The organism is Fulvivirga kasyanovii (assembly GCF_009711405.1).
In the GTDB taxonomy this organism is placed as follows: domain Bacteria; phylum Bacteroidota; class Bacteroidia; order Cytophagales; family Cyclobacteriaceae; genus Fulvivirga; species Fulvivirga kasyanovii.
In genome coordinates this window covers 1-14,698 of sequence record NZ_SMLW01000676.1, presented here as the reverse complement: position 1 = coordinate 14,698, position 14,698 = coordinate 1, and the positions used below count along the sequence as shown (strand labels likewise).

The 14,698-nt window shown below is 39.7% G+C and carries 10 protein-coding genes; 7 read left to right on the top strand and 3 right to left on the bottom strand.

Annotation, left to right across the window (positions count from 1 at the left end; all coding sequences use genetic code 11):
* Positions 1-27 precede the first annotated feature (27 nt).
* Positions 28-663 (top strand): hypothetical protein, encoded by a 636-nt coding sequence (locus E1163_RS28710; RefSeq protein ID WP_155176970.1) that lies wholly within the window; start codon positions 28-30, stop codon positions 661-663.
* Positions 664-1,018: 355 nt separating this feature from the next.
* Here E1163_RS28710 and E1163_RS28705 read toward each other — a convergent pair whose 3' ends face one another.
* Positions 1,019-1,495 (bottom strand): hypothetical protein, encoded by a 477-nt coding sequence (locus tag E1163_RS28705; protein WP_155176968.1) that lies wholly within the window; start codon positions 1,493-1,495, stop codon positions 1,019-1,021.
* 704 nt (positions 1,496-2,199) lie between these two features.
* Between E1163_RS28705 and E1163_RS28700 the strand changes: the two genes are divergently transcribed.
* From E1163_RS28700 to E1163_RS28675, 6 genes are all read left to right on the top strand, one after another.
* Positions 2,200-3,291, top strand: coding sequence for a sensor histidine kinase (locus E1163_RS28700; RefSeq protein ID WP_155176966.1), 1,092 nt, complete (start codon positions 2,200-2,202; stop codon positions 3,289-3,291).
* A complete protein-coding gene (locus tag E1163_RS28695) occupies positions 3,292-4,635 on the top strand; it encodes a sigma-54-dependent transcriptional regulator (RefSeq protein WP_155176964.1) in 1,344 nt (447 codons plus the stop codon).
* 421 nt (positions 4,636-5,056) lie between these two features.
* Entirely contained in the window at positions 5,057-6,334 is a 1,278-nt protein-coding gene (locus E1163_RS28690; RefSeq protein WP_155176962.1) for a Glu/Leu/Phe/Val family dehydrogenase, read from the top strand.
* Between the two features lie 121 nt (positions 6,335-6,455).
* Positions 6,456-6,845: a GreA/GreB family elongation factor gene (locus E1163_RS28685; RefSeq protein ID WP_155176960.1), complete on the top strand. Its 390-nt coding sequence runs from the start codon at positions 6,456-6,458 to the stop codon at positions 6,843-6,845.
* Positions 6,846-6,887: 42 nt separating this feature from the next.
* Positions 6,888-7,901: a rod shape-determining protein gene (gene mreB / locus E1163_RS28680; RefSeq protein WP_155176959.1), complete on the top strand. Its 1,014-nt coding sequence runs from the start codon at positions 6,888-6,890 to the stop codon at positions 7,899-7,901.
* A gap of 52 nt (positions 7,902-7,953) precedes the next feature.
* Entirely contained in the window at positions 7,954-8,547 is a 594-nt protein-coding gene (locus tag E1163_RS28675; protein WP_155176957.1) for an MCP four helix bundle domain-containing protein, read from the top strand.
* Between the two features lie 84 nt (positions 8,548-8,631).
* Here the strand turns inward: E1163_RS28675 and E1163_RS28670 are convergent, their stop codons facing one another.
* Entirely contained in the window at positions 8,632-12,483 is a 3,852-nt protein-coding gene (locus E1163_RS28670) for a collagenase (RefSeq protein ID WP_155176955.1), read from the bottom strand.
* Between the two features lie 85 nt (positions 12,484-12,568).
* Positions 12,569-14,698, bottom strand: a 2,130-nt coding sequence (locus E1163_RS28665; protein ID WP_155176953.1) for a M43 family zinc metalloprotease, incomplete at its 5' end; no start/stop codon positions are given.

Genomic DNA, 14,698 nt, shown 5'->3' with positions numbered 1-14,698 from the left:
CTTGGCTGTTAAATTTCACTAAAGAAAATGAAAAAGCCACCAAAAAGTAAGCGCTTAATTCCGGTAAAACAATATAAAGCTGCTTTCATGCAGTACTTTGAATGTGCAGAAGGTGATTTCTTGATAAAGGAGTATAACATCGCTGGATCTTGTTTGGCAAGATTCAATAAAAAGACATATTGTATTAGCAGCTATAATGATATCAGGCAGTTCTGTAAAATGATCATCACCGAAAAACATTTAATTGATAGTATCCCAATAGATTTTTGGCTTGATTTGGTAGAGGGTGTGCATACTGACATAAATTTTTACGGTGAGCTTTTCCGAGAAATTGAAGATCAGCATGAACGTAATAATTTAAATCTTGCCCTTAACATTGTCCAGGCAACTGGGAATACTGCCAAATCATTCTGGTCTGCTCTTAAATACGTAGATGATTTACTTTTTCTTTCGGCTATGATTGCCGCTACCAAAGTGCTTGATTTCGAGGTTATTTTATCGGAGGTAACGGAAATGTACATTCACTATGGTAATGATTTACTTAATGAGTTTGAGAACGGTATATTTGAACATGTTGAAATTGGTGAAAATCTGGAAGCAGACGATAGCACATTTTTCATCTACTCAGTTGATGACGTAAAATTTGATCACTACTGCGGTTAATTGAAAATCATCTCCAATCTCATATATTTGAAGGCCTTACAAAATACCTCCCCCCAACTAGTCGAAAAAAGGAATTTACAGGCCGATAGCAAGTGGATTTTGACGACAGGGCAGCTCCCGTAAAATGGAATGGATTATAGAGTCAATTAAAAAGTGCCAAGGTATTATTTTAAAAAAGAAAAAATCAAAGAAGAAGGCAAAAGCATTTAGTGAATCAGAATATAAAATTGATAATTGGAAAGAACTAATTTCTATAATTGAGATGATAAATAATAATACAATGGAAATAAACGACTTCACAACCAACTATCCTAATAAACTAATAGTACCATTTACACAGCTAAAATTTCCTTACTCAAGTTTTATGCAAAGCCTCATCTATCATTTTTAAGTCCGATTCTGAAAACTCTGTCCATTTAAAGTTAACTCGTGAGAATGTTCCATTTGTCAGACAGTCACTATAGCGGTTCTGTAATGATTTAATAATCTCCTCAAATGTTTTCCCTAAAACCTGAGTATTAAGAGTCGCAATTATTTTGGTTTTACCTGTTTTTTCATCAGGAACCAGTAATCCATCTTTGCCATTTGTCGGATCATTTAGTCCTAGTACATATTCTCCAATGTTCTCGCAGTGTTGAAGTGTTATTACTTCGTCGCTATCACTGTTTCTAATTTCTGTGAATAAGTCAGTTACGCAGTGATGCATAATTTTGAAATCGTTGTCTATCAAGGTTCTTACCCCAAGTATAAAAGGAATTGTTAACCCATTTCTCCCTTTAACTCTAACCCAATGATTAATAAGTCTGCTCCAGTAAAGTTCTTCAAAGTTCATGCATCTCCATTTTTAAAGTATTAACACAATTTAATCCTTTCGTTTTTTCGAATCAAACGTGTGCAGAAATACATTAAAAACTTAAAGCAATTCAGCACCAAAATTTCTCTTTTGTGCTTCCTAAGATCGCTGACACTGCGTTAATTTCTATCAAACTCCCCTCCAAAAAAGTTCGAGAATTTGCCCGTTCAAGCTTTCTTGTAAGTCTTCATGTTCAAGCCTTAAAGCTTATTTTTTCTTTCATTATTTGCCCCATTGTCTGCTATTATTCTCGCTTAAAAATCTTTGTATAGCCCGCTAAAATTTGGCTAGAATTTTGCTCCAGAAAGTTCGAGAATTCGCCCCTTCCCGCTACTACGTAAAGCTTGAGTTTAATATCTCAGGCTTTTTTTATTGATTGTCAGATAATTACATTTCGTTCTATGGTTCGAGAAATCCAAATCTAATTTTAAAAGCTGCGGACTATTTGTTACTGCAAAACCATAATATTCAGCAACTTATTTCAAGTTCGATCCTCCTACCGTGCTGTTGTTTAAAGAAAAAAGAGTATTCATATCCGGTTGATGATATGACGTTGATGAAATAGTCTTTTAATGGAAAATGCTATGTCGTTAGCCCAATGCTTAGTGGAGGTGTAATTCAAAGGATCTTTTCTAAAGCTTCAAAACTGCGTATGTGAGCTAAAAATCGTGTATTTTTGATATATGGAATCAGAGGATATCATTGAAATTCTGAATGAACGGATTAAGGAACTCACTTGTCTGTATGAAATATCCAATATCGTGGCACGTCATTCAGATGATTATGAAGAGACAATGAATGCCGTGGTGAGCGCGATACCTAAGGCATGGAAGTACTCTCATTATGCAATTGCAGAGATTAAGCTTTTGGATGCCAGTTTTTGTTCAGGTTTAATTCCAAAAAATAGAGTAAGTCAGGAAGCAAAAATAGAAGTTGATGGGAGTACTTGCGGTAAATTAGCTATACACTACCTTTCTCCGAAATTCAGTGAAAGCGACTTTCTGATGGAAGAAATGCAACTCCTTCAAAAGCTGGCCAATGAAATAAGTAATATTATAGAAAGGTTTGAACATAAAAGGCGCGAGGAATTGCTAGAGAGAAAAATACAGCACAATGACAGGTTGGCTATTTTGGGGCAAATAACCGCAGGCATAGCCCACGAAATCAATACGCCCCTGGCAAGTATTCTAGGATTTTCGCAGCTCATACAAGAGAATGAAGAAAATATAAAAGGCGATATAGAAAAGATAATTAATGCCACCCTGCATGCCCGAGAAGTTGTCAAAAAGTTAATGTTTTTCGCATGCGAAATGCCCCAAAGAATGCAGCAGACAGTCATAGATCCTTTACTTCAGGATGCTATTAAACTGCTGAACCCATCGTTGCAAAAGGCAAAAATAACATTGGAGTTTAAACCAGCTCATGACGATGTGTTGATAGAGGTGGATCCGGTGCAGATTACCCAGGTAGTTTTTAACCTGGTTATTAATGCAATCCATGCTACACCTCCGGGAGGTCAAATCTCTATTAGTACAAAAGTTGAAGAGAACCATTTAGTAATAATCTTTAAGGATAGCGGCAAAGGGATACCTGCACAGATAAAGGATAGAATATTCGAGCCGTTTTTCTCAACAAAAGTTGTAGGTGAAGGATCTGGACTGGGGTTAAGTGTAGTGCACGGTATCATAATGAATCACCATGGTAATATAGATTTTATCTCACACGAAGGACAAGGTACCACCTTCTATGTTTCACTTCCAATAGTAAAAAAATAAATGAAAGACAAGACCATATTGATTGTTGATGATTCTTATGATATACTGGAAGTACTTCATCGGCAGCTTTCTACCTTAAAATACCGCACGTTTCAGGCCACTGATGTAACTGATGCTATTGATATCCTGCAAAATTCAGCAGTTGATCTGTTAATAACGGATCTTAAAATGCCTGGGATTGATGGTATGGAATTGGTAAAATACGCCTCAGAACATTTTCCGGATGTCCCTGTACTGGTAATTACTGGTTTTCCCTCCGTTTCCGGTGCTATTGAAGCCGTAAAGTCTGGTGCCATGGAGTATCTTATCAAACCGTTTACCACGCAAGAGCTAAAGATAGCTGTTGAAAAGGCGTTTAAGGAAACCAAAGGTGGCCGTCCCGAAACACCTCGTGAGGTACTTCGGGAGCTTAACCATTCAGGACTCATAGGCCATTCTACCGCACTTCTCGAGGTGCTTGACCTTGTTTATAAAGTCAAGAACAACCGCGCCACTGTATTAATCACCGGAGAGAGTGGAACAGGTAAAGAGCTAGTTGCCAGGGCCATTCACTACAACGGTAAATTTGCTAAAGCCCCTTTTATACCTGTCAATTGTGGTGCTATACCGGAAAACCTTCTTGAAAGCGAACTGTTTGGATTTGTAAAAGGAGCTTTTACCGGTGCCCAAGAAACCAGGGCGGGTTTTTTTCAGGCGGCAGATGGAGGAACCATATTTTTGGATGAAATCGGCAATGCTTCACTCCCGGTACAAAATCGTTTGCTACGTGTCATACAGGAAAAGGAGATTTCAATGATTGGAGCCAACAAGCCACAGAAAATAAATGTCAGAATAATTGCCGCTACCAATAATGATCTGTTCAAGATGACAAAATCAGGATCTTTCAGAGAAGACCTTTATTACCGGTTAAATGTAATTTCCATTCACACCCCATCACTGAAAGACAGGAAAGAGGATATACCACTTCTTGCGAAGTACTTCATCAAGAAATACTCAAAGGAATTTCAAAAAAAAGAATTAAGCATAACCGCAAAGGCAGCATCTCTACTAATACGCCATAGTTGGCCCGGCAACATCCGGGAGCTAGAGAATGTGATACAAAGAGCTGTGATAATGGCAGACACTGAAATCGGAGTTGCTCAACTCTCAGAATACCTTAAAATGCCGCAGCCACGTCTAAATGAAAAGCATAATGATGAAGGAGAATTTATGACTTTAAGGGAATTTGAAAGATCTTACATTATGAAAGTTCTTACTGCTGTGAACAATAACAAAACAAAAGCTGCTGAAATATTAGGAATTGACCGTAAAACGTTGCGATTAAAATTAGCTTCGCCCTACTGACTCAGGGGAGAAAGGTATCACTGCGGGGCAAAATGCCCCGGAACCCTATTTCTTTTAAAATCCTATTTTCAATTTAATTGATTGTTTTTCAGTGTGTTACAATGTAGGCACACATCTTGTAATGCCATCTATTATTAAATGTGGTAAAGATGGATATTTGCTGTACATGTATTTTTCAGAATAATTGCGCCTTAAGGCGAAAGAACCCTGGTCCGATATGGGATTGTTCAGAATTTGTCGTTGATACTTCTGAAAAAGCCTCAGAACCGACCTTGGATGATCTGCGCAATGAGCTGAAATCCCGCCGCCACGAAAGCAAAGGACTTTGTCAAAACTGCGAATTACTTGAAACCTGCTCATGGTACCATAAGGAGGCAGTCATTTTTCATTGCGAACATTATCAATAAAATCTAAATACATTATGATTAATAAAATAAAGCTGGGAACCAGCTTATATGAAAATGTCCAGTATCAATTTGATAAAGCAGCTTCGCTCATAAACCTGGATGATGGGATTAGAAAGATTCTATCTGCTCCGACTAACGAAATAGTAGTTCATTTTCCTGTTAAGCTTGGCACAGGAGAAATACAGGTGTTTACTGGCTATCGTGTTCAACACAATAACGCCCTAGGTGCCTATAAAGGAGGTCTGAGGTATCATGAAACTGTCGATATAGACGCAGCAAAGGCACTAGCGACATGGATGACCTGGAAAACCTCCCTCGCCGGTTTACCTTATGGAGGTGCTAAAGGAGGGATTAAACTGGATCCTGACAAGTACACTCAGTCAGACCTGGAAAAAATTACCCGGAGGTTCACATTTGCATTGGGGGATAACATTGGGCCTGAATACGATATTCCAGCTCCGGATGTCAACACAACTGCCCAAATGATGGCATGGATGGCCGATACCTACATGTCCACAAAGTCCCCCAATGAAAGGTCTAAATACCAGCATGTGGTTACCGGAAAGCCCGTTGAAGCTGGAGGATTGGAGGGAAGGGACAGGGCCACAGGTTATGGCGTGGTTGAATGTCTAAAGGAGTGGGCAAAGGATAAAGGGGTTAACCTGAGAGGGATGAAATATATCCTTCAGGGTTTTGGTAAGGTAGGTTTTTGGGCAGCTCATTTTATGAGGCACAATGGAGCCGTATTAACTGCCGTGCAGGATGCAAGTGCAAGCTTGCACAATCCGGACGGAATTGACCCTGACAGGTTGCTTTCATATGCAACATATAATAAAAATAGTATCAAGGGTTATCCGGCAGCAGACGAGATCAATGGCAGCCTCTTTTTCAGCCTGCCATGTGATATATGCATTCCGGCAGCAATGGGAAACCAGATCACGGAGGCCAATGCCGGTGATATACAGGCAAAGGTTATTGCGGAAGGTGCCAATGGCCCAACAGATGTAGTGGGAGACCAGATACTAATAGACCGTGGAATTGAGGTCATTCCTGACATATTATGCAATTCAGGAGGCGTCATAGCCAGCTATTTTGAATGGCTCCAAAACAGGAACAGCGAAACCTGGACTATGAGTGAAGTACTTAAAGGCTTGGAAGTAAAACTGTCTGACGCTTATTCAAGAGTAAAAACCAGAAAACTAGAATATGGTACTGACTGGAGAACTGCGGCCTATGTTGAAGCTATTTTAAGAATTGAGAAAGCATATAAACAATGGGGGATTTTTCCTTAATAAGCGAGTAGCAATAAAGAATATCCTAACATGAAAATAAACGAATTGCCGAAGTCAAGGTTGATTGTTAACCAGGGCCAGAAATGATATTACAACTAAGTCCAGAACAATGTTAATAAAAATGAAATATAAAAATATAATTCTTGAGGAGAATGAATATGTCCTGATTCAAGGGCTATTGAACCGTTACCTTAAATCAGATGTATGTTTAAATGAGGATTGGTGCACTAACCTGAACCAGGAACTGTCCGAAGCAATAGTTAAAAAGGATAGTGAAATGCCAAATGATATTGTGAGGATCAACAGTATTATTGATGTTGAGACAGACTTTGGGGTAAAAAACGAGATTGTACTTGTGAAACCTGCAGAAAGGGATATTAATGATAACAAAGTTTCAATTTTATCACCAATGGGATCGGCCTTGATCGGATACGCCCAAGGGGATGAAGTAGTCTGGAACCTTCCTAAAGGTAAAAGTATAATCAAGATTTTGAGAGTGTTAAATAAGTAGCCCCACAGGAGGGAGGATTTATTTTCTCTCTCCTTTTATAGTATGAAGAAGGACAAAAATAATATAACAATAGATCTTGGAAACAACAATACAATTCTTACCCAAGGATTATCAAATGTTTTAACGGCACCATCAGTTATTGCTTTGGAAACCAAAACCAGGGACTGTAAGGGTGTAGGACATGTTGCCCTTGAGATGGAAGGTAAAGTAAACGGTAAACTGAAGATTGTAAGACCGCTAAAAACAGGTGTAATTGCTGATTTAGATGCTGTAAGCAAAATGCTTAATCAACTGGTCAAAATACTTTATCCAGAAAAGTCATTTTTGAGTGGTTACAATGAGATTATTGCGGCGGTACCTTATGGGACCACTGAGGTAGAAAGAAGGGCTTTACGAGTGGCAATAGGACAATTTAAAGCACGCAGAGACTGGCTTATATATGAACCGATTGCTGCTGCAATAGGGATGGATCTTGATGTTTCAGAGCCCGAAGGTAAGTTTATTATTGATATAGGGGGTGGCTTGACTGAAATAGCTTTGATCTCCTTATCGGGAATAGTAACTTATTCCGGGTTAAAAATGGGAGGAGATTCCTTTAATGCAGATATAAAGCAGCATATGGAAAAACATCATTTGATAACCATTAGTGATAAAACAGCGGAAGATTTGAAGTTAAACCTGGGAACAGTATCAAATTCAGTAGCCCCGTTACATGAAAATTATACTATCGTGGGTAAAGACCATTTAACAGGTATTCCAAAGCGTATAAAGATTCACTACAAGGAGTTAATCACTGTCTTTGCTCAGTCTACTTCCAGGATTATTGACGCAGTGGTCAGGACATTGGAAACATGTCCTCCCGAGTTATCAGGGGACATCTATTCGCGGGGCATATTTCTTACAGGTGGAGGTGCACTATTGAGAGGATTTAAAGAAACCCTAGAAAAAAGTGTGAGATTACAGGTCCATTTGGACAAGGATCCATTATCTACAGTGTCAAGGGGCATGCAAATAGCATTATCTTCAAATACTTACAAAAGAATATTTTTTAAGTAGATGCCTTCACGGTCTTTCTATTTATATGACAGGTAATTAAACAACAGTGATTATGAAATTGAATCTCACCATAGGTCAAAAAGTAAAAGCATTAATTGTTCTTGTATTGTTCTTTCTTCTATTATTGGCTACGAATAAAATAGATAATAATCATTTCAAGGTTGTTAAAAAATCCATGTCAACGATTTATGAAGATCGATTAGTAGCTCAGGATTACATTTATAAACTGTCTCAAAACCTTCAATCGAAAGGGCTGAGCCTGGCAATTAATGATAAAGTAAATTATAGTTTAAATGATTCGATCAATTATTTAGTCCAGGTGTATGAAGAAACGAAATTCACATCTCGTGAGGCGAAATGTTTTGATTCTTTTAAAGTAAACCTGGACCAATTACATAACCTAGAACAAGAATTTAAAAGGCTAGCTTCTTCTGAGGTTAAGCAGAAAATATATCAACAACATAACGTGCTCAACATGCAATTGGATAAATTAGCTGAGATTCAATTGAAAGAAGGAAAGCGTCAAACAAAAATATCGAATCGGTCGATCTCTACCAGCGACTTGATTTCTAATATGGAAATTGCCGCACTGATTATAATAGGACTTTTGATAAATGCACTGATTTTTATTAAACCCAATAGTTGAGTATACAAGTTTAGGATGTTATAGTTGTAAAAAAGATAGCTAATATGCCCCCTCCATACGAGCTATCTTTTTGTATTGTAGAGGCTACTCCTTTATAAACCGTAAATTGTTAATTCCTTCTTTCGTAATTGCTTGTATATAGTAAATACCCGGTACTATATTACTAACATCAATTGATCTGACTCCAGAACCTCCCTGTGATATTACTACTCCTCTCTGGTCAATGATTACAAAGGAACTGATTTCCTCGTCATTAGATAATCTGACATTAAGAGTCTCTTGCGTAGGCACTGGATATATGATAATGTTACCACTCTGTGCTGTATGTGAAGGGCCGGCAGCGCCAGAGAAAGAAACCGTATAATCTTCTACTTCGCCGGAGGAAAAGGTACCACAGGCAGCTGGTTCAGAATTGTAGCCCATAAGCACGCGCATCCTGGTTGTGCCACTTAATCCGGAAGGAGCTGAGATACTACCGGAAATGGATGTAGTTCCCTGGCCGGTAAACACTTTTTCACCAGCATCCGAAAAATCACCATTCATATTGAAATCGATGTAAACCGCCCAATATTCCATATAGGGTTCATTTGGTCTGAAGCCTGGGGTTAATGTGATTGTGTTAGTTGAGCCGGGTGGTATAGTTATCACCTCGCTGGTAAAATCACTATACGCCGATTTATCCGAGGTTTTGTTAAAGCTTCCCAAGCTTACTTCTGCTATCCATTCATATACCTGGTCTGAGCTTTGTGCAGCGCAATATGTAGGAACGGGTGTACTTGATTTGGTAGTAACGTTGATGGTTTTGCTAAATGCAGATTGATTGCCTGCAGCGTCTCGCGCTTTTACCGCGAACGCGTACAAAGTTGACGGTGACAGCCCTTGCAAAGAACAAGAGGTAGTGCTGACAGTCATCATTTTTGTGTTGTTTACATAAACATCATAGGCAGCTACTCCATAATTGTCTGAAGAGGCTCCCCAACTTAAGCTCACGCTGTTGGTTGTTACAGAGGCAGCTGACAAACTTGTTGGGGCTGTTGGCGGCTGTGTATCTCCACCTGTTGATCCTCCGATCACCGCAATAGAATAATCCTCAACTTCTCCCATATATGTATCAACGCCACATGATTGGGGTACCGATCCATATGCGTAGCGTATTCTCATTCGGGTTACTCCCGATGCGGCCGATGCAGGTACGGTAACCACTCCTTCTGTAGCGCCTCCCTGCAGGTACAAAACCTCTTCTCCGGCATCCAGGAAATCACCATCCTGGTTCCAGTCAATCCAGGCTTTGATTTGGTTTTCAGACCATGCATATTCTGTATTGACCAATAAAGGATAGGTTTTATTGATCTCTACCTCTCCAATATTATGGGTAAAATCGGAATATCCATTAGTAGGAAAGCCTGAACTTTGTTTTGAAATGCCCGCGAAGCTTACTGCACTTATTTCTGTATAATCATAGGAAACGGTGGCGGAGCAGTATGTAAGGTTGCTTTTATTATAAACTGTAATAAAGCTGTTTTTCGTTTGTGTATTAGCCACGTTATCTTTTCCAACAGCAGTTAGAGCTACCGTGTAATTCCCGGGACTATTGTAGGTTATTTCAGGATTAATAGCTGTGCTGGAAGATGGTGTCCCTCCCTCGAAAACCCAATTGTACGACTTTATGTAGCCTGTGGATTCGTTCTGAAAAGCTATTTTCCCCCCTGATATTGTAGCAGTTCGATCAGCCGTAAATTGAGCTACAGCCGTGTTGCTGGTGCCAGCGCCTCTTAATGGACCCGATATAACATAGGTAGCAGACGTGCCGTTCACATTTTTATAATAACCGGTAATATATCCAAAGTTATTTACCATCTCATAGGCCTTCAGCTGTAACATGATATTATTCAAAGCAGATTCCAAGTTGCCACTGCTAAAGCTTCCGGTAATCTTAAAACGTCTTAAAGATCCTGACGCGTCTAAACTTACGCTGGCATTACGACCGGTAATATTGGCAAACTCAGTTTGGATATCATTTACATCGCCTATGGAATAAAGGTGATCTTTTTTCCAGGGGGTGTAAACAGTCCACCAGTTTGAAGGTACTATAACTTCATTGTTAAGAAAGTTGGTGAAGGCAGATTGAAGAGCTGAACTGGATTTTAGTTGATTAATTCTGGTATCAAAAGCGCTGATATTTCCGGACCTTGTGTATGTGGCCAACTCTCGTGCCGTACTCATATCATATTTAAACCAATAGGCCCACAGCATATTACCATACCGGTAAAATTTAAATCCCTGATCATAATTGGCATTAAGCACTGCGTTGACAGTCATATAAGCAGAAGGACCTTCATTTTTAATTGCGCTTCCCTGACTTTCTCTTATCCGTACACCATCGGTATCTGTACTGCCGGCAAAATGTTCGGCCATACCTTCCTCAAACCATACGAGACGATTATTGCTGTAAAAAGGGTCTTCTCCCCAAAAACCGTTGATAAGATACCTGCCCTGTAGATAATGTACATACTCATGCCTGAACAATTCCTCAAGAGTAAAAGTACTCTGCTGGGGAGTTCTTTCATAGGTGTAAAAAGTAGCTCCCCTCTCTATGTACATGCCGCCATTATTTGAAGACAGTCCGTATAACAACGTTTGCCATTCCTGATATTCTTTTAATGATCCATATATGATCATGTTTAATGTGCTATTAGGATCATTTGCTACAGGGGCATCAGTTTTAATAAACCTAAACATTTGTGCCTGCACCTGTTTAGCAGCATAATATAAGTTTTGTGCTTTTTCGTATGGTAATGGTGTCCTCATCACCAAAGCCCCGTCATCAAAGCTCCATGTGTTTGGGAACAAATTAGTCTCAACTTCAGCTCGTAGTGCATTCATGTCTTCACAGAGTCCGTAAGAAGTGCAATTGCTGCCCTTGTTTATAGCATCTACTGCACGGTACCAATTGGGAGTGAGTCGGGGGTAGTGACCTGCTATCTGGGCCAGGTAAGGCTCAACCTTTGGTCTTAAGGCCTGAGAAGAAGACATTCTTGCAAGCTCCCCAACCGCATTATCGACCATAAAGGAAAGCATGCCATTGTTGGAAAGCTCAGCATCCACCCCTATGTCATATAGCTGTCCTATAAACGAAGGATCACTGTTTACCGCTGATTCAAATGCCGGATCCACAGGTTGAATACCTCTGAACATCAGAAAAAAGATTCTGTTGTATGCAGTAGCGTATTTATTAAGGAGGCTATTGTCATTGGCAATACTTTTCCAGTTATCCTGGACCGTCATCTTGCGCATAGCTTCCTTCACTACGGATAAAATAGAAGATTTATGCCTTAGTCCTTCATAATCACACATGATGAGATATTCGTCCAGTATAGATAAAGCATCGCCTGTGAGCTCCCACAAATGGGCATTATTTGCGAAAGATTCAGCCGCATTATTATACCAATAGCGGGCATCCTGGTTAAGTGATATCTGAGACTGAAAAAATTCGTGGTATGTTGCAGCATGGAGATAGGTTACTAACCCAAGCATACCACTGCTAAGTGTACCATTGTGAGAGATTGAAATATTATACATCTCTCGGGCAACTGCTGTTATATTGCTGTTGGAAAATACTATCGGACCATTATAGCCGTCAAAATCAAAAAGCGACCTAAGGCAACTGTTGTAATCTGTGGCTGATTTAAGTTGTTGTACCAATGAAGAGCCTCCGTAGCTTGCCCAGCCAGAAAGACTTCCGGGACAAGAAGCAAGCTGTTTGTTTGTTGAACCGGTCTGCTTCTCTGTGAACGGATCATGTGTAGAACGAGAGCACACATACCTGGATTCATTGACATGTGGCAATTTCGGCTCAGTTTGCGCAAAAAGGTTATTTCCCGAATAAAGAATAAAGATCAGGAATAATAAATTCCGGTGTTTTATAATTAAATTCATAATGTCTATTTAAAGGATTAAAAAAACAAAGCCAACGATAGGGATGAGATGATAGGTCGGAAATTACCGACCTATCAAAGAAGTTTTATTCAATCACCAGCCTTTTGGTTTCCTGGGCACTTTCGCTTTTGAACTTTATTAGATAAATGCCTGACTGAAGGTGATCAGTTGAATAATTGTCGACATTGCTCAGAGTATCAACAAGTATACCCTTTGCGTTGTATATTGTAATTTCAAAGTCACTTGTTTCTTCATTTACACTGAAATAAATAGTGCCTGAAGAAGGATTTGGATAAAATTTAAATACTGACTGGCTTGAAATATCAAGCGGCCCGGCGGCAGGTAAGCTGATCGAAAGGCTGCTGCTCCATTCGCTAACACCACTGCTGTTCTTTGCCCTTACCCTAAACGCATAATTTGAAGTGGAAGCTTTTTTAGCTATCCACAAATAATAGGTTGAAGAAGTGCCATGGGTTAACCAGCTGCCATTTTCATATAGCTGTACTTCGTAGTTTGTTGCTCCTGAAACAAGATCCCAGGCAGCATAAAAACCCGAGGAGTAAGTTCCGGCCGAACGAATATTGGAAGGTGTTGAAAGTGTAACAGGGTTGGTGCCGGAAAAATTTACCGTATAATCTTCAGCTTCACCATCGCCAATAGCACCGCAGGCTGATGGAGTACTGTTATATTTCATCACTACTCTAAGACGGGTAGAACCTGTGGCTGTAGAACTAACAGTAAAAGATCCATTAACCAATCCAGTGCCCGACAAACCGGAAATAACCTGTTCAGATGCTTCAAAAGTATTGTTCCTGTTATAGTCAATCCATATGCCCCAGTATTCGTTATAAGCACTGCTGGAAAAACCGGGAGTAAGGCTGACAGGTATATTTGCTCCAGGCGTAAGGTTTATGGTTGCTGATGTGTTATTTTCATAACCACTACTACCAGCCCCTGATGAAAAGCTAAAATTCCCTATATCGACTTTTTTTATATATTCATATGTACTGTTGCCTGATATATTGCAATAGGACGATGATCCCCCGCCTGTTGTAACTGTAACATTGTTTGAATATGATGAATAAGTACTTCCTGCATAAGCCCTGACCCTGTAGCTATAATTAGTGTTTGCAGCCAAGCCTGTATTTGTGTAGGAGGTAGTATTGGGGGCTACTGTGGCAATTTGAGAGTAACTGCCGCTATTTACGGCTCTTTCGATGGAAAAGCCTGTTTCGTTTGATGAATTGTCATTCCATGTGAGAACTACTTGCGTGGAAGAAACAACATTTGCAGTCAGTGCCGAAGGTGCAGCAACTGTTGTTCCCCCTCCATTAGAAGTTCCGGTTGCTATAAGATTTGATTCTTGCCACAACGGTTTACGTGCAGGGTGTTGCAATGCCGCCAACATTCTATTAACCTGCCCTTGGGTAAACATTTTGTAACACCCTGAAGCACCATTATAGCCCATGTAATTTTCATAATTAATGTACTGCCCATAGCAATTGGTTGCAGGTGAACATCCGTATCCGGAAGTGCTCGCATTTTCTGCCGGAGTGTCTGAAACCTGGTCGTTGGCAGATGTGCACCCCCCTTCGAATGTATGAATCAGGTTGAGCCAATGACCAAATTCATGGGTTAATACAGAAGCAAACTCAGCATCGGTATTTCCGTAAATATAACGACCATTATAAACCACCCTGGCAGTGTTACTATTAGACATGGATGTGTTAGGATACCACGCAACACCAGAATTAGTAGTACTACCATCATTGTAAAGATCTGACTGGATATAGACATTCATGTATTTATAATTATCCCAAGCATACTGCTGAATTTGGGCATCATACCCTCCTCCGTTACCAAATCCATTGACCACACCATAAAATTTAACACCTGTTGTTGGGTTACCGTATGGATCAATAGTTGCTAATCTGAATTCAACATTTAATGATTGTTTAATAGTATTGAATTGATAATCTACTGAATTATAATCACTGTTGAGCCCTTGAAAATCTTCGTTGAGCCTTAGTAATGCCTGCTCAATTTTGGCTTGAGTTACTGACAAACCTGAAAAGCTGCCGCCAAATACATGGAATACCACTGGTATTATATACGTTGGGCTTGCTGTTAAGGCATTGGTATTTTCCTTCTTCTTTATAGCGGCGACATAGCTTTTAGTAAACTCCTCGTGCTCAAGGTATTCTTTTTTTGCCTG